Here is a 22247-nt window from a genome sequence, read left to right on the forward strand (position 1 = left end):
AACGCTGCCCTGCCGCCTTCGTATAGCGGTTCGTCTGTCAGCTCTTACTTCTGAATTACGCATGAGCGAAGTTTCTCCTCCCATTGCCCTTGTTACCGGTGCTACCTCAGGTATCGGCGAAGTAACTGCCCGGGCGCTGATCCGGCAGGGCTACCACGTAGTGCTGCTGGCCCGCAACGCCACCAAAGCTGCCCGCACCCAGCAGCAGCTACAAGAACTCGCGCCCCCCGGTAGCCGCGCCGACGTACTGCTTTGCGACCTATCGGACCTGGCACAGGTGCGGCGGGCGGCTGCAGAGTTCAACCAGCGATACGCCCGCCTGGATGTGCTGGTAAACAACGCCGGGCTGGTGTTCGGCGCAGAGCGCGAAACCTCCGCCGATGGGTATGAAATGACGCTGGCTACCAACCAACTGGGGCCGTTTTTGCTCACCAGTCTGCTTCTCGATAAGCTACGTCAGAGCCCGGCGGCGCGCATCGTCAACGTGGCCTCGGTGGCGCATCAGTTTGCCCGCCCCAACCTGGACGACCTGAATGCCACCCGGCAGTACTCACCCATGCGGGCTTACGCCAACTCTAAGCTGTTTAACATCCTGTTTACCCAGGAGCTGGCCCGGCAGCTGCGGCAGCGCGGCATCACCAACGTGAGCACCAACAGCCTGCACCCGGGCGTAGTGGCCAGCAACTTCGGCAGCAACTCTACCTGGCTTACGCGGGCATTCTACCAGGTGGCGGCCCCGTTCATGACAACTTCTGAGGACGGAGCTCAAACCAGCATCTACCTGGCCACGGCGCCGGAAGTGGCGGGCACCAGTGGGGGTTATTTTGTAAAAAAGCGGCCGGCGCCCGTAAAGTCGGCTTTCAATACCCCAGCAAATGTGCAACGGCTCTGGCAGGAGTCGGAACGGATGGTAGGGCAGCCATTTTTTGCGGCTTGACTTATTGTCTTACGTAGCGTACACACGTAGTTTTTCCCTGGCCGCCTGAGTATTCCTTGGTTTTCGGTTGAATAATAAAAAACCCGCCCGGCGCAGTGCCGGGCGGGTTTTCACGTTAGGTCAGATGGCGTAGTCGCTTAGTAGCGGTACAGGTCCGATTTGAAAGGTCCCTGCGCGTCTACCCCGATGTAGCTGGCTTGCTTGGGCTTCAGCTCATCCAGCTCCACCCCAATTTTGGCGAGGTGCAGGCGGGCTACCTTCTCGTCGAGGTGCTTGGGCAGGGTGTACACCTGGTTTTCGTACTTATCGGCGTTCTGCCACAGCTCCAGCTGGGCCAGCGTCTGGTTGGTGAAGGAGTTCGACATCACAAACGAGGGGTGGCCGGTGGCGCAGCCCAGGTTCACGAGGCGACCCTCCGCCAGGATAATCACCTCTTTGCCCTCAATGGTGTAGAGGTCTACCTGGGGCTTCACAGTATCCTTGGTATGGCCGTAGTTCTTGTTGAGCCAAGCCATGTCAATTTCATCGTCGAAGTGGCCGATGTTGCAGACAATGGCTTTGTCCTTCAGAGCACGGAAGTGCTCCTCCGTGATGATGTCGCAGTTGCCGGTGGCCGTTACCACGATGTCGGCTTCTTTGATAGCATTTTCCATCTTCTTCACAGCATAGCCATCCATGGCGGCCTGCAGAGCGCAGATGGGGTCAATTTCCGTAACGATAACGCGGGCACCGGCCCCACGCAGGGAAGCAGCCGTGCCTTTTCCTACGTCGCCGTAACCAGCTACCACGGCAATTTTACCGGCCATCATTACGTCGGTAGCGCGGCGGATAGCATCTACTGCCGACTCTTTGCAGCCGTACTTGTTGTCGAACTTCGACTTAGTCACGGAGTCGTTGATGTTGAAGGCAGGCATGGGCAACGTGCCGGCTTTCACACGGTCCAGCAGGCGCAGCACGCCCGTGGTGGTTTCCTCAGAAATGCCTTTGATGCCGGGAGCCAGCTCGGGGTACTGGTTCAGCACCATGTTAGTGAGGTCTCCGCCATCGTCCAGAATCATGTTCAGGGGTTGACGCTCCGGACCAAACCACAGGGTTTGCTCAATACACCAGTTGAACTCTTCCTCGTTCATGCCTTTCCAGGCATACACGGGGATACCGGCGGCGGCAATGGCGGCGGCGGCATGGTCCTGGGTGGAGAAAATATTGCACGACGACCACGTAACATCGGCGCCGAGCTCTTTGAGCGTCTCGATGAGGACGGCCGTTTGAATGGTCATGTGCAGACAGCCGGCAATGCGCGCTCCGGCCAGCGGCTTGCTGGCGCCATACTCGGCGCGCAAGGCCATCAGACCGGGCATTTCAGCTTCGGCCAAACGGATTTCCTTGCGGCCCCATTCGGCCAGCGACATGTCTTTTACTTTGTACGGAACGAAAGCCGTGGTTTTGGTATCCACCATGATGCAGAGAAAGTTTGCGAATCAACCGCAAAGGTAACCAAATTGTTAGGGAGTTGCGCGGCGAAACCAGAACCAACAGCGAGTAGTCGAAGCGGTATTTTGGTCAACTTTCGGGCTGCCTACACTTTTTCCGGCGCGTAGCCGTTAGCACGTCGGCAATCAGCCGCCTTATTATGGAGCGTATGCTGATGGCTATGCTTACCGTTCACCGAAAAGTATAATAATAGCGTAAATAAATTTTATTACATTTTTCTAAAATATTTTTCACGCATTGAACGCAAGTGAATGAGCAGCTGTTGGCGTCGAAACAAATATTTAACGGCGGCACAGTATACATAGTCTTGTGCTTATTCTTAAATTTGTACCATGCTCTCCACAACCACACACACCTCGCGCTTCCTCACGGCTTTGTTTCTGTTGCTTGCCTTGTCGGTTTCCGGCGTGTGGGCACAGTCGGGCACTCCCCTGCAGCTCAGCCCTGAAGACCAGGACCGGGAGTACAATGGTCCCCAGAAAAACTTTTTCTTTCAGGTAGAAGGCGAAAAGGAGTACCGGGATGCCGGTTTCTTCGGCCAGCGGCTGCGTCCTTACCTGGCTGGCAACGCCCAGGCCGAAGAGCACCTGAACAACTACCGCCGGCAAAAGTGGCTGTACCTAGGTGAGCGGGCAGTGCTTTTGGGAGCTATTGGGGTATATGGTCAGCAAGTACTGGCCAAGGATGAGCAGCAGTACTTCAATGACACGCAGAAAGGCGCTATCGGCGTAGCTGCCGTCAGCCTGCTGGCCAATATCCTGATCAACCGCAACACCAACTGGCACTTTCGGCGGGCCCTGGAGGCGCACAATGCTAACCTGCCCTCGGCGCATGCGCAGTCCTGGCAACAGGTATTGCCCACAAACGTAGGAGTAGCGGCACTAGGTGGCCGACCGCAGCTGGTGCTGCGCTGGTCGCTGCAGTAACGTAACTTAGCCGCCGAGTTTTCTGCGAATCAGGCAGAAACCTTGGTCTGGTGCCCACCCCAGCCGGGTGGGCTATTTTTTTGCCTGTGAATATTACACCCGATTTTGCGGGGTTGTCGGATGCAGCCCGCACCTATATAGCCCGGCACCTGCACGACGACCCGGCTCAGCTGGCTCTGCAGGCCCGTCGTCACCCCAGCCTGCCCGTCCCGGAACTGGTCCGCCAGATCCAGGCCCGGCAAAAGGCCCGCACCAAGCTTCCAGCCTGGGCCGACGATATTGACCTGATCTTTCCGCCCACCCTATCGGTAGAGCAGGCCTCCTCCGACCGTACAGCGGCTTTCAAGGCCTCCCTGGTCAGCGGTGAAAGGCTGGCCGATCTTACGGGCGGCTTCGGCGTGGACACGAGCTTCTTTGCCCGGCAGATAGCCGAGGTGCATTACGTGGAGCGTAGTGCCCAGCTGGCAGGGGTGGTTGAGTACAACCTGCGGCACTTAGGCATTGACAACGTTCGGATACATGCCACGGATGCCGTCAGCTTCCTGAAAAATACGGACCTGACGTTTGACTGGCTGTACCTGGACCCTGCCCGCCGCGACAATGCGGCCCGCAAAATCTACCGGCTGCAGGACTGTGAGCCCGACGTAGTGCGAATTCTGCCCCTGCTTTTGCACAAAAGCCAACGGGTGCTCCTGAAAACCTCCCCCATGCTTGATATTGAGCAGGCCGTGCAGGAGCTCAAGCACGTGCGGCGGCTGTGGGTACTGGCCGTCGACAACGAATGTAAGGAAGTGCTCTACGAACTGGGCCAGGAGGCAGCAGTTGACCCGGAGCGGCTGACCATCAACCTGAAGCGCGACGGAACCCAGCAGGAGTTTCGCCTGAATCGGGCCCGCGAGGCCCGGGCCATACCGCGTTACGCCGAGCCTCAGCAGTACCTGTACGAGCCAAACAGCGCCGTGCTGAAGGCTGGCGGCTTCCGGAGCGTGGGCACCGCCTTCGAGCTGCTCAAGCTGCAGCAGCATAGCCACCTGTATACCTCCGACGTGTTGCGCGCCGACTTCCCCGGCCGCATCTTCCGGATTCGGGCCGTAGAAAAGTATGAGGCAGCAGCCCTGAAAGCCCATCTGGGCTCTGATGGCCGCGCCCACGTGACTACCCGCAACTTCCCCGACTCCGTGGCGGATTTCCGGCAGCGCACGGGCATCCGGGAGGGTGGTGATTTGTACCTGTTTGCTACCACCAACCTGGAAGGGCGGCTCATGGTACTCGTGTGCGAAAAGCTGTGAACCGGGCTGCACGCCCTATTTTTCGCCCAGCTTACTTCGCCGGGCTAGTCCAGGCGCTGCCGCGCAGGCGAAACCGCCAGGGCAGCGCAGCATCCTCGCCGGCATAGTCGATACCTACCCGGGGGGAAGCCACTACCTCCTCGTCGGCCACTAACTCGGCCCGGTCTTCCAGCCAGATGTTGGGGCCGGTGAGCGGCAGGCCGTAGTGCTTGGTGCTGATGCCCAGTGCCTGGGTGAGCAGGCCCGGCCCGCCGGTCAGGTTGCGCTGTACAGCGGCCAGCCCCCGCCGTAGCAGCATTTCCGGCAACCCCTCCGTGGGCTCAATTCCCCGAATCAGCACGGCATCGGCCTTGCCGGCTACGTTGGTTACGAGGTTAAACAAGACGTAGCGGCCGTAAATCAGGTACACGTAGGCGACGCCGCCAGCCTCATACATGATGCGCGTGCGGGAAGTGAAGCGCCCCAGATGCGAATGACAGGCTTGGTCATTTACGTGAGCATAGGCCTCCGTCTCTACAATGCGGCCGCCCGTCAGCTGCCGGTCGAAACAAGTGAAAACGTACTTGCCGATCAGGTCACGGGCCAAGGCTACGACGTCGGGCTGCTGGTAGTAAGACAGGGGTAAGATCATGCCTGCCTATACGAGACCAAAGCGGGTTGGCTGCGGCTATTCAGAATAGGCGCGTATCTTTGCCCCGTAACGGTGGCCGAACCTCTTTGTACAAGGAGCAAGGCTGAAAAGGGAATCCGGTTCAATTCCGGAGCTGTCCCCGCAACTGTACGCTTCACGAGTTGGGTGCGCCACTAGGCCACTGTTCTCAGGCTGACTGCTTTTCAGGCGGCAGCCAAAGGAATGGGAAGGCGGTGCCCCCAGAAGCAAGCCAGGAGACCTGCCATTACATTTTCCTTGTTCAGCGCCCTCGGAGGAAGGGCGGAGAATGATTGCAGTGGCTGCTTTGGCAGCTGTTTTCTGTTTTCGGCCTCGGCTTTGGGTAGCAGTGAAGCATGTGCTTCCGGCCCGCCCAAAGTTTTGAACTGACTTTTCCTAATCCGGAAATTTTGGTTCGAATGTCATGTGCTACAAATCCCCGGTGGCGGCTCTACCGGGTTGGCCTGGCCCTGGGCAGCGGGCTTTTCGCGCTGCCGGCGGCGTTGGCGCAACAGCCCCTGTCCCCCGACTCGGTGCAGGTGCTGCCCATGGTGCGGGTAGAAGTAGAGCGCCCACGCCAGTACGCCGTCGGCACCCGCGTACTCACCCTCGATTCGACCACATTGGCGCTGTATCGTTCGGGCAGCCTGGCCGATGTCTTGGCCGCCCGAACACCGCTTTACCTGAAAAGCTACGGCCCCGGGCAGCTGAGCTCCAGCACCATGCGGGGCACCTCGGCCCAGCATACGGCTATCCTTTGGAACGGCTTTAATGTGATGCTGCCCACGCTGGGGCAGAACGATTTTACCCTGCTGCCCCTCAGTGGGGTACAGCAGGTAGAAGTGCAGCCCGGCCCAGCCAGTGGTCTGTATGGCTCCGGAGCTATTGGCGGCACCGTGCTGCTCTCGTCGCCGGTGAGCTGGCGGCAGGGTTTTCGCGGGGCAGCGCAGATAGAAGTCGGCAGCTTTGGCCTGGGTGCCGGCAGCTTGCAGGCCGGGTTCAGCAATCAACGGCTGGCCCTGCGCATCAGCGCCTCCTACCGCGCCGCCCAAAACAACTTTCCGTATGATTTCCCCGGCGGAGGCCGGCCGCGCCAAACCAATGCCGCTTTCTGGCAGGGCAGCCTTGCCCAGGATATTGCCTGGCGCGTAGGCCAAAACGGCCAGGTGCAGGCAGCGGCGTGGCTCACCAAAGCCGACCGCCAGATCCAGCCGGCTATTGGAACCCAAAACGACCACGCCCGTCAACTCGACCAGAGCACCCGCCTGCTCCTGGGGTACGAACACATGGGTACGCGCCAGCAGTCCAGCGTGCGGGTGGCTTGGTTTGAGGACATTCTGAACTACGCTACGGATGCTTACCGCAGTGATTCCCGCGTGCATACCACGCAGGCTCAAGCCAGCCACACGGTGCGTCTGGGCACATCGGCAAGCCTGCGCCTGGGGGCCGAAGCCCAGCACTTTGCGGTGCGCATGACGGACTACGGAGGATTTGTGAGCGAAAACCGTTTTGCCGGATTTGGCTTGCTGCGCTACGACCCCACGGCCCGACTTCGGCTGTCGGCTACGGTGCGGCAGGCCGTGCTACCCGGGCGCCAGGTGCCACTCACGCCGGTACTGGGACTGGAGTGGCAAACCTTGCGCACCAGCACCCAACAGCTGCTCGTGAAAGTAAGCGCGGCCCGCGGGTACCGCGCCCCTACCCTCAATGAACGCTACTACCAGCCCGGCGGCGACCCAAACCTCCGCCCCGAAACCAGCCAGGGCTACGAGCTGGGCCTGCACCATAGCTGGCAGGCCCCTACCCAACCAAAGCTAACCTGGCACACCGAGCTGACTGCCTACCGCCAGCGCGTGGACAACTGGGTGATGTGGTGGCCCAAGCCGGGAGAATCGTTTGTGAGTCCCCGCAACCTGCGGCAAGTAAAAACCCAGGGCCTGGAGGCATCGTCCTCGCTGCAGTGGCGCGCCGCCGCTACCTTCTGGCAAGCCCGCGCAGCGTATGCCTACACCCGCGCCTATAAATCCCAGGACGACGTGAGCGGCGCCACGATAACGGAACGCCAGCTGCTCTACGTGCCCTTGCACACGGCTGCCCTGAGTGCTGATGGCCGATGGCACCGCTGGCAGGCCGGCGGTACAGCTACGTTCACCGGCTACCGCTACACCGAGGACACGGGTCCCAGCTTCCTGCCTTCCTACACTCTACTCGACGCCAACCTAGGCTATACCTGGCCCCAACTGGCGGGGCAGCCCGCGGCCCTCACCCTGCTGGCTCAGGTTCGCAACCTCACCAACCAATCCTACCAAAGCTACCTGTACCGCGCCCAGCCCCCGCGTGCAGTGCAAATCAGCCTGCGCCTGACGTGGCGCTAAAGGCAATATCTTCCTAGTCTTTCATCTTTCACTTTTTTCTTACTCTATGTTTTCTTCTCTGCTCAACCAGCTTTTTCGGCGACGTATCGTAGCCCTGGCTTTCGGCTCAGCCCTGCTTTTCTCGGCCTGCGACCCCGACTCCAAGCAGGATCCGGTGCCGGATGGCCGGAACACCAATGTGTACATCGTCAATGAAGGCAATTTCAATACGCCCAATGGCAGCGTGAGCCTGTACGATAAGATCAGCGGCGAAATCAAGGCCCTGGATGTGTTTAAAGCCGCCAACGGCCGGGAGCTGCTGGCAGATGTAGCTACGTCGATGACCATTGTGGGGGAGCGGGGCTACATCGTGGCCAACAACAACAGCAAGATTGAAGTGGTGTCGCTGCCCGATTTTAAGAGCGTAGGTACCATTGCCGAACCCCTGCAGCAACCACGCTACCTGCTGGCCGCTTCTGCCGACAAGGCCTACGTGACGGAGTGGGTGGCCTCGCCCTTCCCGGCGGCAGTTCTTGGCCGGGTGGCCGTGGTAGATTTGAAAACCAATAAGGTCACGAAAACCATACCTGTGGGCAAGCTTCCTGAGGAAATGCTCTTGGCAAACGGCCGCCTCTTCGTGGCCAATTCGGAGGGCAACACCCTGACGGTTATCAATACGGCGACCGATGAAGTGGAAACCACCATATCAGTAGGCGTAAACCCGGCCAGCCTGGTGCTGGGCGCCGATGGCCACGTGTGGGTACTCGCCAATGGGCAGACGGACTATACCGATCCTGCACTTTCGGTGAAGGGCAGCGTAAGTGACTTTGCACCTACTGCGCCCTACACGGTACGTAAGCGGGAACTCGGTTTCACGCCGGGGTACGGCAGCCGCATCCGGCGCAATGCCAACGGTACGGCACTCTACCTGAAAACGGGAAACGGCGTGTTCCGCTTGGCTCCCACTGATGCGGCGCTGCCCACCACGCCCTTTATCAACCGCGACTTCTACAGCCTGGAGGTGGACCCCGACAGCGACATTCTCTACACCGGGGTGGCACTGTCGTTCAACGGCCCGGGCCGCATGGTGACCTACCAGAAAGGCGGCGCCCCACTCGACTCGGCCGAGGTGGGCATTCTGCCGAGCGGCTTTGCTTTTTATTAAGCCGGCCCGATTTTAATCGGCCACAAAGAAGGGCCGCTCACACTGTGGGCGGCCCTTCTTTGTGGTTGAAACCAGCACCGGATGCTAATCGGCTATGCCATCGTTGTTGCGGTCTTTGGAGTCGCCGGCCTGCTCGTAAACCTGGCGGCCGGTGGGGTTATGCGTGGTATCACTCTGCAGCCCGGCCGCGGCCGAGTCGGAGGCCTGCGGGTTTAGAGCGGCGGGGTCAGTGTTTTTGTCAGCTCCGCGCTCCACGTTGGTTTCGCCGGAGCCATTGCCGGTATTGCAGCCCGCCAGGGCAGCCGTGAAGGTCAGAGCCAATAAACCAGTGCGAAGAAAGTGAGCAGCCGTCATGGGGAAAGCAGGGCGTTGAGTGAAAGAATAAGGAAGGATCCTAGGAGTCAGCAGTTCCTACGTGCAGGCGCCGCTGAGGTTGGGCCAGGTCCTGCGTCAACCTTCGCGCCCGCGCGTCCGTATCCAAGGCAGTCGAATCCGGTATATTTGCCCGCATGGCTGCCCGACGTTCTGCTTCTGCCCGTTTTTCTCCCTTCCTACGCCGCACTGGCCTAGTGGCCGGCATCAGCCTGGGCTTGGCTTTTTTGCTGATTGGTTATCTATACGGATTTTCTAATGAGTTCTTGGCCAGATTATTTGGCGCTTTTTTCGTACTTTTCTGCCTGCTAGCCGTCACCTTTCTCGGCGTAGTGCCCTTTGTTAGCTGGGCTGCTACGCACTGGTTTGGTCCCGGCTGGGAGGATTCCGTTCTGAACACCACCCCGCCCCGGAAAAAGGCCTCTCCTGCTCCTTCCGGGAAACCATTGCGACAACGCGTGCGGTCCAATCCTTAACCTCTCATTTCAGTAACCATCGTGAAAACAACCCGCTTGCACATCAAGAATATGGTTTGCCCACGTTGTGTGTCGGCAGTCCGCAGTCTGCTCGAACAAGCCGGCTACCGGCCCGCCCAGGTAACGCTGGGGGAAGCCGTGCTGGCCAAAGAAACGCCTGCCGATCCAAAGGAAGTTGCCTCTCTGCTCCGGGAAGCCGGTTTTGATGTGCTCATGGACCGGGCTGAACAGCTCACCGAACAAATCAAAGGTGCCTTGGGCGAATACCTCGACCACCTGCGCACGGCCCGGATGCCGCTTACTACCTCGGCCTTTCTCTCGGAGCGGTTTGCGGCTACCTACTCGCACCTGAGCAAGGTGTTTTCGCGCACGGCCAACCTTACCATTGAGAAGTACCTGATTCGTATGAAGATTGAGCGCGTGAAAGAGCTGCTCAGCTACGGCGAAATGACGCTCAGTGAAATTGCCGACCTGATGCGCTATAGCAGCGGCCAGCACCTGAGCAACCAGTTCCGCCAGGTAACCGGGCGCTCCGTGAGTGAGTTCCGCCGCGACCTGATGCCCAAGCGCCTGTCGATGGACCAGCTGGTATAGGCACGTTCAAACTAGTCTGCCCAAAAGCGGCGGAGTTGGTAGGTACCCTACCGGCTCCGCCGCTTTTCTATTTGCTAGTCCTTATCAGACTCCACACGGACCCCTGTTTCCATAGCAGCTTCTTCCTAAGCAAATGGAAGAATAGCCAACCGGCTGGGTTGTACCTTTGCGGCACCTTTACCACTTGTCCGTGGTTGTTGCTCCCGTGTCTGTTTCCTCGCCCCGCATTCTGCTCATCACGCCGCCGCTCACGCAGCTGAACACCCCCTACCCGGCCACGGCCTACCTAAAAGGGTTTCTGGGCGGGCACGGCTACCACGTGCGGCAGGCCGACCTGGGCCTAGAGCTGGTGCTGAAGGTTTTTTCGGCGGCGGGGCTGCGCCGGGTTTTCTCGGCTATAGAGCAGGGCCCGTTTGCCCTCAGCGACAATGCCCGCCGGATGCTGCGCCTCAAGCAAAGCTACCTGAGCACGATTGAGCCGGTCATCCGGTTTCTGCAAAACAAGGACAACACCCTCGCACCCCGCATCTGCCATTCGCGGTTCTTGCCCGAAGCCAGCCGGTTTGATAACGTGGCTGACCTGGAAACCGCCTTTGGTACCATGGGCCTCACCGACCAGGCCCGGCACCTGGCTACGCTTTACCTGGAGGATTTGGGCGACCTGCTCAAGGAAACGGTAGGGCCGCAGTTTGGCTTCTCCCGCTACGCCGAAAAGCTGGGCATGTCGGCCACCTCCTTCGATGCCCTGCACGAGGCCCTGCAAGCCGCGCCCAACCTGCTGGACCAGATGCTGCTGGAACTGGTGGATGAGCTGGTAGCCGATTTTCGGCCGGATATCGTGGGTTTCACGGTGCCTTTCCCCGGCAACCTGTACGGGGCGCTGCGCTTGGCCGGCCGGATAAAAGAAATTAGCCCGCAGACCTACACCTCTATGGGCGGCGGCTACCCCAACACGGAGCTGCGCACCATGCGGGAACCCCGCTTTTTCGATTACATCGATTTTCTGACCTTGGATGACGGGGAAGGTCCCTGGCTGCGCCTGCTGGAATATATCAGCCGCGAAAAGACAGATGAGGTTGTCGGACCTCTGGCGTTCCAGCGTACCCTGCTGCGCAATACTGCTGGCGCGGTGCAGTACATCGACTTTCCGCACGCCGCTATTCCGCATACCGAGGTAGGCACTCCCGATTATTCCGACCTGCCGCTAAGCGAATACCTATCCGTGATTGAGGTGCTGAACCCTATGCACCGCCTCTGGAGCGACGGACGCTGGAATAAGCTTACTGTGGCGCACGGCTGCTACTGGAAGCGTTGCTCGTTCTGCGACGTTACCCTCGACTATATCTCCCGCTACGAAACAGCCCCCAGTGCCTTGCTGGCCGACCGGATTGAGCAGATTGTAACCCAAACCGGCCAGACGGGCTTCCATTTTGTAGATGAAGCAGCTCCCCCCCTGGCTTTGCGTGATCTGGCTATTGAGCTGCTGAAGCGCCGCACGGCTATTACCTGGTGGGGAAACATCCGCTTTGAAAAGACCTTTACCCCGGACTTGTGCCGCCTGCTGGCCGCCTCGGGCTGCATAGCCGTGAGCGGGGGCCTGGAAGTAGCCTCCGACCGGCTATTGGCGCTGATGGAGAAAGGCGTGACCATAGCCCAGGTAGCCCGCGTAACGGAAGGCTTCACCCAAGCCGGCATTATGGTGCACGCCTACCTGATGTATGGCTTCCCTACCCAAACAGCTCAGGAAACGGTTGACTCACTGGAAGTCGTACGTCAGCTTTTTGCCGCTGGTATCGTGCAAAGTGGGTATTGGCACCGGTTTGCCATGACGGCCCACTCCCCCGTGGGCAAACAACCTGACAAGTATAAAGTAGTCCCCGTTGGTCCGGAGCCCGGCACCTTTGCCTGGAACGACCTGTGGCATGATGACCCCACCGGCGCCAACCACGAGCAGTTTGGCCCTGGCCTGGCCAAAGCCTTATACAACTACCTGCACGGGGTAGCCCTGCAGGAGCCGCTCAGCTTCTGGTTTGACTTTAAAGTCCCTCGCACCACGGTTCCGCGTCAGCTTATTCAGCAGGCCATTCAGGAACCCGCCAAGCCCGATGCTGCGCGCCCCAATGGCCGCCTGTTCTGGCTGGGCAACTGCCCGGAGCTAGCGCTGCGCAAAGGGAAGAAAGGCGAGCAGGCCGTCCTCACCTTCTACGAGCAGGCCGAAGACTTTGAAGTAGCTGTACCCGCTGCTGTGGGCAGCTGGCTGCACGGGCTACTGCGCGGCCTGACCACCGACTACGATACCAAGGTACTGCTGAAGGATGCGGCCCTTACCTACCCCACCGGCATTCAGCCCTGGGAACAGTTCCTGCAGTCGGCGGGGTGGCAGCTGCTGCGCAGCAAAGGGCTGCTGGTGCTGTAGCTAGTTTAGCTGTTTCAGCCACCGCTCCAAGCCCTCCCAAAAACCGGGAGTAGGGCGCGGCCACTGCCACTGCCCATCGGCGGCAGTGTTCCCGGGCACCAGGAAATTGGGTTTGGCCTGGGCAAATACGCGCACCTGCATGCCCCGACGGCCGCCAAGGGCCCGCCGAAGCCGCTGGCTGCTTTCACGCACGTTCAGCGCCGTATCCCGCCCGGCGTATAAGCCGAATACCGGAATGCGTAGCCGAGCAAGCTGCCGGAAGGGGGCCAGCATTGTTTCCTCGGTAAGGGCGGCTTGTTCTACTACCAGAAAGGCCGCCTCCCCCTGGCTGGCTCCCACGGCTGCTTCGGCCGCGGTACTGCCCACGGTCCATACGCCCAGGCGAGTGGTATCCGCTTCGGGCCGGCCCCGGAGCCAGCGCAAGGCCGCCACCGTCTGGCGCGCTACCACCGAATCCGTGCCTGCTGCTGCAGGCGCCAGCAAAAGCGTAGCCCACCCAGTCTTGCCTAAGCGCATTACCCGGTCGAGGTTGGGCGAGGTAGTCGGGGCCCAGCTTACCACTACCGGATGAGTGGCTAATGTATCGACGGGCAGATACAGCGTGGCCACACCCAGCCCGGGGAGGCGCACCGCTTGCTCCCGAAACGGCCGCGGGGCTGCTTCGCCCCGCCGCACCCACACAAATTCGCCCCGGATGCTGTCCAGCTGCAACACCCCGCGCAGAAAGTCGCCTTCCCGGAGGGCACTGATGGATAGCGTACCCGGAAAACCTCCGATCTGGCTGAGTTGCAGCTGTGGGGCTTGGTAGCGCACCGTGCCCATAGGTATTGTCGTGACGGGCGTGCCGGGCACCGTAAGTTCCGCCTGGAGCTCACCCGCCCTTGTTCGGCGCAGCTCCAGGCCCACACGCACCCCGGTACCGGGTAGACCTACCGCGCCTTCGTAATGGCCAGTGGGCGGAGGCAACGTCTTTTCCTCAGCCGACTGTCCGGCAGAGCCACAGGCCGTCAGCGCCCCCAGCATCCCTAGTAACAGGGTTTGCTTGAGTTGGCTTCCAGAGTTAGAGGAAAACAAACCGGCGGCAGAAAATAACTTCGACATCAAGGGCAAAGGTAGCGCTGCGCGGGCGGGCACGCTCATAGACCTTTGCGCAGTATCAGGTCCTGCTGCACGTCGGTGCCCAACACAAAGGCATGTTGCCCAATGGTCTTAAACCCGAAACGACGGTAAAACTCCAGAGCCCGCAGGTTCTTTTCCCATACGCCCAGCACCACCGCCCGGCAGCCGTTGAGCTTCGCTTCCTCAATGGCGCGGCGCATCAGCGAAGCCCCTAACCCGGTGCCTATCCAGTCTTCCTGCACATAAAGACGCTCGATTTCCAGCTGGCTATGGGTAGTTTTTTCGGATTGCAACCCCAGGGTAGCATTGAGCTTGAGCTTGGCGTAGCCTACCGGGGTTTCCTGAAAGTAAGCCAGCAGAAAGATGGTTTCTGGCTGTTGTAGCTCGGCCCACTGAATTTCAGGGCTAAAGTTTTCCGCTACGTACTGCGCCATGTCTTCCGCCTTGTTGTCGGCGGCAAAAGCCTCTATAAAGGTTTGCTGGCCCAGCGCAGCCAAGTGCGTTGCGGTAGCCATAGTGCGTTTGGCCACCTGAATTCGGAGGGGTGAGGACATGCGAAGTGCTTCAGGAAATAGAATGGTCGCCGGGCTCGTCGGAAATTCGGGCATCCTGGCGCATCCGGCGGCCAAATCGGGTAATCAAGACAAAGGCGGCCAACAACGCTACTGTAGTTACCAGCTTCGTGGTGGGCAGCGCTGCGGGTTGTTGATCGGGCAGCAGACCTGCCCCCGGGATATAGCCGCTAATATACAGCAGCAGGGCCGCGCGCATCAGCATAAGCCCGATGCCTATCCACCCACTGATCAGCAGCACAAGACCAAAAACTCGACGCCCTGCCGGACTAGCCATAGCTAAAGGATTAGGAAAAACCTGCATGAAAAGCCCGCCGGCCTATTCACGCCAAATATACTCGGCCAAGAATACGCGCAGCCGTTGCAAATTGATTTGCCCTCTGTATTTTTGTCCGACCCGCGGGAGTAGCTCAGTTGGTAGAGCATCAGCTTCCCAAGCTGAGGGTCGCGAGTTCGAGCCTCGTTTCCCGCTCATTTGGAAATCCGCTACTTAGACGCAAGTCTGGGTGGCGGATTTGTTTTTAGCCAATACCTCCGATTATACCCCGCTGCTTTCTATCTTACTTACCAAACCTATTTTTCGCTGTTATTGAGGTTTTTATGAGGAAATTCTACGCTTTTATTGCACTCTATATACTCTCCCTAGGAGCCTACGGACAGAGGCCAACCGCAGCTTCAACGGGCGAGTGCGGAACCCCAGACCCTACGCCAGCCCAACGCGCCTGGCTGCTGCAGGAAGTCATTCCCTTGGAGCAAAAGCTGGCCGCCCGCAGTCCGCAGGCCGATGCGGTAAGCTACGTTCCGCTCAGCATCCACATTGTGCGAAAAACGGATGGTACCGGGGGCGCCAGTGAAGCCGCCATTTACGCTTCCATTGCTGGCGCCAACCAGCTGTTTGCCGGTGCCAACATTCAGTTTTTTGTCTGCGGCAGCATTCAGTACGTCGACAACTCGGCCCTGTATGCCGTAAACTCCTACGCCGTAGAAAGTGAGCTGTGCCTGCTCAACGACGAGCCCAAGGCCATCAACGTGTACTACGCAGGCTCCGTCAGCTCGGGTGGCAGCCCCGTTTGCGGCTATGCGTATCTGTCGGGCAACCGGGTACTGATGGGCTGCAACAATGCGCACGTGTTGGCGCACGAGCTGGGCCACTCTTTTGGCTTGCCGCACCCGCACCAGAACAGCACGAGCGACGTGCTGGCAGACCGGGAGCTGGTGCGTCGTACCAACTGCACTACGAAGGGCGACCAGATCTGCGATACGCCCGCCGACCCTTTCGGCCGGGAGGGTGCTACCAAGCAGGACTGCCTGTACACGGGCGCCATCACCGATGCCAACAATGACCCGTTTACGCCCTTACTAGTGAATACCATGAGCTACTGGAGCTGCGGTGATGCTTTTACGCCCGGCCAGTATGCCCGCATCCAGGCCGTTCGGCAACTAAGCCACGCAGGCCGAAACTGCAGCTTGCCGGCCCCCGCCGCGCCTACCCAGCTGGCGGCCAGCCTAGTGCCCTATGGGGGCGGTATTTCGCTGCGCTGGACCGATAAAGCCTCCGACGAGCTAGGCTATTTTATTGAGCGCGCCGTTGGGACGGGAGCCGCTTTTACCACCGTTGGGGCCGTTACGGCCAACACCACCAGCTACACTGATGCCTCCCCACCGGCCGCCACGACCATCCGCTACCGGGTAAAGCCCATCAACGCCGCCGGCGCCTTTAGCAATGAGGTGAGCATTCTGGCTGATATTACTTATTGTGCCGCGAACTTTACGGTGTATAACTGCCCACCCGATGGCCTCCCGATTTACCTGAACGATGTGCAGGTGCTCAAGGGCAGCAGCCCCATACTCAGCAACCTATCTTCCGGCTGCGGTACCTACTCCTCCTTTATTTCTCAGACGGGCCAAGTGCAGCCAGGTGCCACATACACGCTCAAAACGCGCCTGCCTACTTTGCCCAACGGCTCCATCTACCCCCAGCTCGTGTATGCCTGGGTTGACTACAACCATAACGGCAGCTTTGCGGACGCCGGGGAGCAGCTGTATCAGGGAGCAGCCCAGTACAACCAGGCCACGGCCAGCTTCACTGTGCCGGCCTCAGCCCACCTGGGCTGGACGCGCCTACGCGTCCGCTCACAGAGCAATTTTTATCCGGCATTAGCCGATGCCTGCGCCACGGGTGTGTACGGAGAAACCGAGGAGTACACGCTGCTCATTGGCAGCGGCATAACGGCAACCCAACCGGCAAGCTTACCGCAGTTCACCCTTTTCCCCAATCCGGCTTCCGCTGATCTGCCCCCCCTGCTTACGCTGCCTACCGGCAGCGCCGTGGCGGAGCTGGGAATCTTTAACCTGCTTGGCCAAGCCGTCGTACCGAGCCGCTCGGTGCGGGCCAATGCCCCCACCGAGTTGCCCACCCGGGGGCTACCTGCCGGGCTGTACGTGGTGCGCGTACATACTGCAGCAGGCGACTACCAGCAAAGGCTGGTCCTGTATTAGTCCTGCATAGCGGCGGCCGCGCCCTGCCAGGTATTGCCTCCTGGCCATACTGGCTCGTCAAAAAGCGGCTTTATCCCGGGCACTCACCATAGCCTTGGGCTGCAAAGCCAGACCAGACCTATACCGCATCCAGTGCCTGCTGGAAAGCCGAGAAAAATAAACCTACGTGGTAGCCATCGGCCAGGCCGTGGTGTACGTTCACGGCCACGGGCATGAGCAGGGCCTCGCCCTCGCGGCGGTAGCGGCCCACTGATATCTTGGGTACGCTGTCGGGGTGGGCAAAGGCGCGGGCGTGGGTAAGGCCGGTGAAGCGCAGCCAGGGAATGGCCGAAAAATGAATGACATCGAGGCGGCTGGCATTGGCGTTCAGCCGCAGGCCGGTACTTTGCTCCACGGAGTCTATTTCTGCCTGTAAGCTCAGCCCGAACTCGGTGAGGGACTGCGCAAACGGCACGAAGGCAAAGCTAAAGGTATGGTCGGGGCGGGCCAGCGTCGGGGAGGCGTGGATCTGGTCGTAGCAATACACCTGCCCGTCCTCGATGCGGTAGCGAAGGGCTTCTACGGAGTTTACGGCCTGCAGCGCGGCGTGCAGATACACCTGGAAGAAGGGAACCCCTAACTCCTTGGCCCGGGCAAAGGCGTGGGCTACGTTCACATCGGCCACTAAGCCAAAAAACGGTTCTTCGAAGGCCGAGAAAAACGCGAAATGCTCCCGGCGGTTCCACGTAGTGAGGTCTACTAGCTGTTTCATGCGGCGGCAAGTTCGGTAACTTTGCCCGCTCTCTTTCTGCTTCTCCGATGGCCAGACCCCAGCTCATTGCCTTTGATGCCGACGATACCCTGTGGCCCAACCAGCCGCACTTCGATTACGTGGAGGCCCGCCTGTATGCCCTGCTCACCCACTACGGCGGCCCCGACGAGCTTAGCAGCCGCTTCTTTGAAGTGCAGCGCCAGAACATGGAGCTGTTTGGCTACGGGGCCAAGTCGTTTATGCTGTCCATGATCGAGACGGTTATTCAGCTGACCAATGGCGCCGTGACTGGCACCGAAATCCAGCAGGTGCTGGACTACGGCAAGCGCCTCCTCGATTTTCCCATTGAGCTGCTGCCGGACGTGATGGAAACGCTGCTGGCCGTAAAGCAGCAGGGGTTGCCGCTGCTGCTACTCACCAAAGGCGACCTGTTCGACCAGGAAAGCAAGCTGGCCCGCTCAGGCCTCGGCGACCTGTTCGACCACGTAGAAATTGTGAGCGAGAAAAACGAAGCTACCTACCAGCGCATCATGCGGCGCTACCAAGTGCCACCCGAGGCGTTTGTCATGATTGGCAACTCTCTGAAGTCGGACGTGCTGCCGGTGGCGCGCCTGGGTGCCCGCGCCGTGTATGTCCCCTACCATACCACTTGGGTGATGGAGCGCGTAACGGAGGCCGAGCTGGCCGGGGTATCGTTTCACGAGGTGGCCTCGCTGGCGGAGGTGCCCACGTGGCTACAGGAGTTGCGCTAAGGCCGCTGGGCCTGACTTAAGGGCGGCCCCTGCCAGTAGCGCAACGCTTCGGGCAGGCGCTGCCGGGCCTGCCGGACGCGGCGGCCGTGGGTTGGGTGCGAGTTTTCGAGGGCGAAAGAATAGCCCGGCTCCAGCCGCCCGATCCGCTCCCACAGTTCGGCCTGCGCCGCGGGCGGGTAAGCCGCCAGCGCCATCAGAATCATACCAATACGGTCGGCTTCTCCCTCCTGCTTGCGGCTGTGGGCAAACGAGCCCAGCTGCTGCAAGCCGTTGTAGCTATCCAGCAGGCGGGTGGTGTCGCCGGGGGCACGGGTGCTGCTCTGGGCCACATCCACAGCCGCCACGGCCACCATTCCTACCATATTCACCATCAGCTTGCTGTAACTTTCCGCCGTATGGCCGGCCAGTACGTGGCCCATTTCGTGCCCTAGCACCGAAGCCAGCAGGGTATCGGTGGGGCACACCCTGAGCATGCCCGTGGTGACAAAGATTTTCCCGCCCGGAAAAGCACTGGCGTTGATGGAGGAGTCTTCTACTACCAGAAACACCCAGTTAACTCCCTGCAGACTGTTGCTTTGGCCCTTCTGCCGCAGGTAGCCCTCGGTGGCAACTGCCAGCCGCCGCCCCACCCGTTGCACCCGCCCCGCCTGGCTGGTATCAGTGGGCTGGGCCAGGGAGTCTTTGATGGCTTGGTATGCTTCCTCGACGGACTGGTTGAGGGCTACGCGGTTTACCAGGTTCCACTGAGTACGCCCCGTGAAGGGCACCGTGACACAACCCGTTAACAGCAGAAGACAGGCCACGCGCAGCATGACCACGATGGAGTTGTGCGGCATATACTAAACGGTTTTGCTAAACAATAGGATAGTAGCCCGCAAAATACAGCGCTTTGAGGAAAGGCTATCCGTAGCTTCCCGAGGAAGAGCCAATGCGCAGCCACCCGCTTTTACAAAACATTACGGCCCCAGGTAAGCTACTCTATCCGCGCCCAGGATGCTCGGCACTGAAGGTGGGAAGAGACCAAGGAGATATTGCCCCCGCTCAGTCTCGGGCCTCAGCTGAACTGCGGGCGGGCAATGTGAATGCCAAGCTGCTGCCCTAGCTCCAGTAAGCGGGGCGTATCCTTACGAAATACCAGTAGCACCTGCAGCTCGTCGCTGTACGAATCTCCAAATTCCAGCAGCTCGTAGCCCCCGGGCTGCGGGCCGCGTTGCTGCAGCTCAGCATCCAGCAGCTGCAGGTACTCACGCAGGTACCGGTAATGTGGGGGTGCTGCGGGCAGGGGCTCCCGGAATTGCTCACTTATCTGCTCATACAGCTCATCGGCCTTGTCGGAGCGGCACAGCTCCTGCTCGAGCACTTCTGACAGGGCTACTTCCGTCATCGACGCGCCACAGTCGAGCAGCCAGCTATGCTCTTCCTCGTTCAGGTATTGTTCGAAGTAGGCATCGGGGTCCTGAGCCGCCAGCACTACGGTTTCCGTTGCTGCCACCAGTTCTTCCGGGGCCAGCGTACCGGTGGTTAACAGCGTCAGTAACTCGGTAACATCAGCGGCAAGCGTAGTCATCGTCATAGGGGTCTGCTTTTACCTTATCAGGAGTTTTTGGCAAAGTAACGCAAAGCCCAACAGCAAAAAACCGCCTGGCTTCCGTGTGCTACGGAAGCCAGGCGGCTACGCCCTTTCGGTGAAAACAAACTGCTTAGTCGCGCTTGGTTTTGAGCACCTGCTTCAGGGCAGCCAGCTCATCGCGGAGCTTGGCGGCAGTGAGGAAGTCGAGGTCCTTTGCGGCGGCTTCCATCTGCTTTTCAGTTTGCTTGATAAGCTTTTCCAGATCGGGGCGCGCCATTACGGATATCACCGGCTCGGCGGCTATGGCCAGAGCCACATCGGCGTCGGGTCCGGCGTAGCCTTGGGCTTCCACAATGCGGTAATCCGACAGAGACGTTTGCTCCATAATAGCTTCGCGCGACTTGCGCACCGTGCGCGGCGTGATGCCGTGCTCCTCGTTGTAAGCCAGCTGAGTGGCGCGACGACGGTTGGTTTCATCAATGGCGCGCTGCATGGAGCCCGTAATGCGGTCGGCGTACATAATCACCTTGCCCCGGTCGTTGCGGGCGGCGCGGCCCATGGTCTGAATCAGGCTGCGCTGGTCACGCAGGAAGCCTTCTTTGTCTGCATCCAGAATGGCTACAAGGCTTACTTCCGGCAAGTCCAGGCCTTCACGCAGCAGGTTCACTCCGATGAGCACGTCTATTTCGCCCAGCCGCAGCTGGCGCAGGATTTCTACTCGGTCCAGGGTTTTCACGTCGGAGTGCACGTAGCTGCTCTTGATGCCCAGGCGCTCCATGTACTTCTGCAGCTCCTCGGCCATGCGCTTGGTGAGCGTGGTCACCAGCACCCGGTCGCCCATTTTCACGCGGTTGTCCACCTCGTCCAGCAAATCATCAATCTGGTTGCCGCTGGGACGCAGGTCAATTTCGGGGTCGAGCAGGCCGGTGGGCCGGATGATTTGCTCCACTACCACCCCATTGGCCTGGGTAAGCTCATAATCGGCGGGCGTGGCCGACACATACACGGCCTGGCGCACCATGCCCTCAAACTCGTTGAAGGTGAGCGGGCGGTTGTCCATGGCGCTGGGCAGGCGGAAGCCGTACTCCACCAGGGCCGTTTTGCGGCTCCGGTCGCCGCCCCACATGGCCCGAATCTGGGGCATGGTGGCGTGGCTTTCGTCTACCACCAGCAAGTAGTCATCGGGAAAGTAGTCGAGCAGGCAGAAGGGGCGGCTGCCGGGCTGGCGGCCGTCGAAGTAGCGCGAGTAGTTCTCGATGCCCGAGCAGTAGCCCAACTCCCGAATCATTTCCAGGTCGAACTCGGTGCGCTCCATGATGCGCTTGGCTTCCTGGTCGCGGCCCTCCTTTTCGAAGTAGGCGTGCTGCTGCACCATGTCGAACTGAATTTCCTTGATGGCCTGGTTGAGGCTGTCCTTGCCCGTTACGAACAACTGGGCCGGGTACAAAGTCATCGACTTCTCGTCGCTGAGCTTCTTGCCGCTGGTGGGGTCAATCTTATGGATAGCCTCAATTTCGTCGCCGTAGAAGAAAATGCGGTAGGCGTGGTCGGCATAGGCGGGGAACACGTCCACCGTGTCGCCCTTCACCCGGAAGGTGCCGCGCGTAAACTCCACTTCGGTGCGCGAGTACAGAATCTGCACGAAGGAATAAAGCAGGTTGTTGCGCGAGTAGCGCAGGCCAGGCGCCAGGTAAATCACGTTTTTGCCGAACTCCTCGGGGTTGCCGATGCCGTAGATGCACGACACCGAGGCCACCACAATCACGTCGCGGCGGCCGCTCAGCAGCGTGGACGTGGTGTGCAGCCGCAGCTTCTCGATTTCCTGGTTGATGGCCAGATCCTTCTCGATGAAGACATCAGTGCTGGCAATGTAGGCCTCGGGCTGGTAGTAGTCGTAGTAGCTGATGTAGTACTCGACGGCGTTGTTGGGGAAGAACTGCTTGAACTCGCCGTAGAGCTGGGCCGCCAGGGTTTTGTTGTGGCAGAGCACCAGGGCCGGCTTGCCGGTTTGGGCAATGACGTTGGCCATGGTGAACGTCTTTCCCGTGCCCGTGGCCCCCAGCAACACCTGCGCCGGCTCGCCGTTGTTCACGCCCTCCACAAGTTGGGCAATGGCGCGGGGCTGGTCGCCGGTGGGCTTGAATTCCGAAGTCAGTTGGTATTGCATAGAATGAGGGAGAAGCTTGCCAAACTGGGTTTAGCCATCGTTGTATTCTTCAAGGCAGGTGAGCCAGCCTTTGATAACTACGTTAGCTAAATAGAGGTTTCCTTCGGAAATAAAAAACCCTGGCCACTTGCGCAGCCAGGGCGAGGTC

General features: G+C 59.9%; 19 protein-coding genes, 1 tRNA gene and 1 riboswitch. Of the genes, 10 read left to right on the forward strand and 10 right to left on the reverse strand.

The genetic code is table 11. From position 1 onward, the window contains the following. Positions 1-61: 61 nt before the first annotated feature. A complete protein-coding gene (locus tag FY528_RS02725) occupies positions 62-937 on the forward strand; it encodes an SDR family NAD(P)-dependent oxidoreductase (RefSeq protein ID WP_149069459.1) in 876 nt (291 codons plus the stop codon). Positions 938-1074: 137 nt separating this feature from the next. On the opposite strand, the gene ahcY is transcribed toward FY528_RS02725, so the two are convergent. Beyond that, entirely contained in the window at positions 1075-2394 is a 1320-nt protein-coding gene (gene ahcY, locus FY528_RS02730; RefSeq protein WP_149069460.1) for an adenosylhomocysteinase, read from the reverse strand. A gap of 366 nt (positions 2395-2760) precedes the next feature. Here ahcY and FY528_RS02735 point away from each other — a divergent pair, with 366 nt between their 5' ends. Then, positions 2761-3354, forward strand: a complete 594-nt coding sequence (locus tag FY528_RS02735) for a hypothetical protein (RefSeq protein WP_149069461.1) — start codon at positions 2761-2763, stop codon at positions 3352-3354. A gap of 86 nt (positions 3355-3440) precedes the next feature. Next, positions 3441-4643 (forward strand): class I SAM-dependent methyltransferase, encoded by a 1203-nt coding sequence (locus FY528_RS02740; protein ID WP_262383886.1) that lies wholly within the window; start codon positions 3441-3443, stop codon positions 4641-4643. 31 nt (positions 4644-4674) lie between these two features. On the opposite strand, the gene FY528_RS02745 is transcribed toward FY528_RS02740, so the two are convergent. Further along, entirely contained in the window at positions 4675-5274 is a 600-nt protein-coding gene (locus tag FY528_RS02745; RefSeq protein WP_149069462.1) for a DNA-3-methyladenine glycosylase, read from the reverse strand. 53 nt (positions 5275-5327) lie between these two features. Beyond that, a riboswitch (cobalamin riboswitch) is annotated at positions 5328-5555 on the forward strand. A 156-nt stretch (positions 5556-5711) separates the two neighbouring features. Between FY528_RS02745 and FY528_RS02750 the strand changes: the two genes are divergently transcribed. Both FY528_RS02750 and FY528_RS02755 read left to right on the forward strand, forming a co-directional pair. After that, a complete protein-coding gene (locus FY528_RS02750) occupies positions 5712-7667 on the forward strand; it encodes a TonB-dependent receptor plug domain-containing protein (protein WP_187631965.1) in 1956 nt (651 codons plus the stop codon). A gap of 46 nt (positions 7668-7713) precedes the next feature. Continuing rightward, positions 7714-8811, forward strand: a complete 1098-nt coding sequence (locus FY528_RS02755; RefSeq protein WP_149069464.1) for a YncE family protein — start codon at positions 7714-7716, stop codon at positions 8809-8811. Between the two features lie 84 nt (positions 8812-8895). On the opposite strand, the gene FY528_RS02760 is transcribed toward FY528_RS02755, so the two are convergent. After that, positions 8896-9165, reverse strand: a complete 270-nt coding sequence (locus FY528_RS02760) for a hypothetical protein (RefSeq protein ID WP_149069465.1) — start codon at positions 9163-9165, stop codon at positions 8896-8898. Positions 9166-9728: 563 nt separating this feature from the next. Here FY528_RS02760 and FY528_RS02765 point away from each other — a divergent pair. Both FY528_RS02765 and FY528_RS02770 read left to right on the forward strand, forming a co-directional pair. Beyond that, entirely contained in the window at positions 9729-10253 is a 525-nt protein-coding gene (locus FY528_RS02765) for a helix-turn-helix domain-containing protein (RefSeq protein ID WP_187631966.1), read from the forward strand. 166 nt (positions 10254-10419) lie between these two features. Next, positions 10420-12669, forward strand: a complete 2250-nt coding sequence (locus tag FY528_RS02770; RefSeq protein ID WP_262383887.1) for a B12-binding domain-containing radical SAM protein — start codon at positions 10420-10422, stop codon at positions 12667-12669. On the opposite strand, the gene FY528_RS02775 is transcribed toward FY528_RS02770, so the two are convergent. Genes FY528_RS02775 through FY528_RS02785 form a run of 3 tightly spaced genes read right to left on the reverse strand, consistent with a single transcriptional unit; the run spans position 12670 to position 14637 of the window. Next, positions 12670-13770: a dienelactone hydrolase family protein gene (locus FY528_RS02775; protein ID WP_149069468.1), complete on the reverse strand. Its 1101-nt coding sequence runs from the start codon at positions 13768-13770 to the stop codon at positions 12670-12672. Between the two features lie 35 nt (positions 13771-13805). Next, a complete protein-coding gene (locus tag FY528_RS02780; RefSeq protein ID WP_187631967.1) occupies positions 13806-14342 on the reverse strand; it encodes a GNAT family N-acetyltransferase in 537 nt (178 codons plus the stop codon). A 10-nt stretch (positions 14343-14352) separates the two neighbouring features. Then, the gene (locus FY528_RS02785; protein ID WP_149069470.1) at positions 14353-14637 is read right to left on the reverse strand and encodes a hypothetical protein; all 285 of its coding nucleotides are present in this window, start codon (positions 14635-14637) and stop codon (positions 14353-14355) included. 122 nt (positions 14638-14759) lie between these two features. Here FY528_RS02785 and FY528_RS02790 point away from each other — a divergent pair. Together FY528_RS02790 and FY528_RS02795 are read left to right on the forward strand one after the other, a co-directional pair. Next, a tRNA-Gly gene (locus FY528_RS02790) sits at positions 14760-14832 on the forward strand. 275 nt (positions 14833-15107) lie between these two features. Next, on the forward strand, positions 15108-16859 hold the full coding sequence (locus tag FY528_RS02795; protein WP_187631968.1) for a GEVED domain-containing protein: 1752 nt from the start codon (positions 15108-15110) through the stop codon (positions 16857-16859). A gap of 118 nt (positions 16860-16977) precedes the next feature. Here FY528_RS02795 and FY528_RS02800 read toward each other — a convergent pair whose 3' ends face one another. Continuing rightward, positions 16978-17610, reverse strand: coding sequence for a chloramphenicol acetyltransferase (locus FY528_RS02800; RefSeq protein ID WP_149069472.1), 633 nt, complete (start codon positions 17608-17610; stop codon positions 16978-16980). 47 nt (positions 17611-17657) lie between these two features. On the opposite strand from FY528_RS02800, the gene FY528_RS02805 reads away from it, so the two are divergent. Next, positions 17658-18362, forward strand: a complete 705-nt coding sequence (locus FY528_RS02805; RefSeq protein WP_149069473.1) for an HAD family hydrolase — start codon at positions 17658-17660, stop codon at positions 18360-18362. On the opposite strand, the gene FY528_RS02810 is transcribed toward FY528_RS02805, so the two are convergent. The 3 genes from FY528_RS02810 to uvrB form a co-directional block, all read right to left on the reverse strand. Further along, the gene (locus FY528_RS02810) at positions 18359-19198 is read right to left on the reverse strand and encodes a M48 family metallopeptidase (protein WP_149069474.1); all 840 of its coding nucleotides are present in this window, start codon (positions 19196-19198) and stop codon (positions 18359-18361) included. The two genes, FY528_RS02805 and FY528_RS02810, sit on opposite strands and share 4 nt — an antisense overlap. Positions 19199-19416: 218 nt before the next feature. Further along, entirely contained in the window at positions 19417-19929 is a 513-nt protein-coding gene (locus FY528_RS02815; RefSeq protein ID WP_149069475.1) for a DUF6630 family protein, read from the reverse strand. Between the two features lie 133 nt (positions 19930-20062). Continuing rightward, positions 20063-22099, reverse strand: coding sequence for an excinuclease ABC subunit UvrB (uvrB, locus tag FY528_RS02820; RefSeq protein ID WP_149069476.1), 2037 nt, complete (start codon positions 22097-22099; stop codon positions 20063-20065). Positions 22100-22247 lie beyond the last annotated feature (148 nt).

The organism is Hymenobacter lutimineralis (genome assembly GCF_008271285.1).
In the GTDB taxonomy this organism is placed as follows: domain Bacteria; phylum Bacteroidota; class Bacteroidia; order Cytophagales; family Hymenobacteraceae; genus Hymenobacter; species Hymenobacter lutimineralis.

What these genes read in the sequence shown, in the direction of transcription:
- FY528_RS02725 (WP_149069459.1), top strand. Translation starts at nt 62, where the DNA reads ATGAGCGAAGTTTCTCCTCCCATTGCCCTTGTTACCGGTGCTACCTCA.
- ahcY (WP_149069460.1), bottom strand. Translation starts at nt 2,394, where the DNA reads ATGGTGGATACCAAAACCACGGCTTTCGTTCCGTACAAAGTAAAAGAC.
- FY528_RS02735 (WP_149069461.1), top strand. Translation starts at nt 2,761, where the DNA reads ATGCTCTCCACAACCACACACACCTCGCGCTTCCTCACGGCTTTGTTT.
- FY528_RS02745 (WP_149069462.1), bottom strand. Translation starts at nt 5,274, where the DNA reads ATGATCTTACCCCTGTCTTACTACCAGCAGCCCGACGTCGTAGCCTTG.
- FY528_RS02750 (WP_187631965.1), top strand. Translation starts at nt 5,712, where the DNA reads ATGTCATGTGCTACAAATCCCCGGTGGCGGCTCTACCGGGTTGGCCTG.
- FY528_RS02755 (WP_149069464.1), top strand. Translation starts at nt 7,714, where the DNA reads ATGTTTTCTTCTCTGCTCAACCAGCTTTTTCGGCGACGTATCGTAGCC.
- FY528_RS02760 (WP_149069465.1), bottom strand. Translation starts at nt 9,165, where the DNA reads ATGACGGCTGCTCACTTTCTTCGCACTGGTTTATTGGCTCTGACCTTC.
- FY528_RS02775 (WP_149069468.1), bottom strand. Translation starts at nt 13,770, where the DNA reads ATGTCGAAGTTATTTTCTGCCGCCGGTTTGTTTTCCTCTAACTCTGGA.
- FY528_RS02780 (WP_187631967.1), bottom strand. Translation starts at nt 14,342, where the DNA reads ATGTCCTCACCCCTCCGAATTCAGGTGGCCAAACGCACTATGGCTACC.
- FY528_RS02785 (WP_149069470.1), bottom strand. Translation starts at nt 14,637, where the DNA reads ATGGCTAGTCCGGCAGGGCGTCGAGTTTTTGGTCTTGTGCTGCTGATC.
- FY528_RS02800 (WP_149069472.1), bottom strand. Translation starts at nt 17,610, where the DNA reads ATGAAACAGCTAGTAGACCTCACTACGTGGAACCGCCGGGAGCATTTC.
- FY528_RS02805 (WP_149069473.1), top strand. Translation starts at nt 17,658, where the DNA reads ATGGCCAGACCCCAGCTCATTGCCTTTGATGCCGACGATACCCTGTGG.
- FY528_RS02810 (WP_149069474.1), bottom strand. Translation starts at nt 19,198, where the DNA reads ATGCCGCACAACTCCATCGTGGTCATGCTGCGCGTGGCCTGTCTTCTG.
- FY528_RS02815 (WP_149069475.1), bottom strand. Translation starts at nt 19,929, where the DNA reads ATGACTACGCTTGCCGCTGATGTTACCGAGTTACTGACGCTGTTAACC.
- uvrB (WP_149069476.1), bottom strand. Translation starts at nt 22,099, where the DNA reads ATGCAATACCAACTGACTTCGGAATTCAAGCCCACCGGCGACCAGCCC.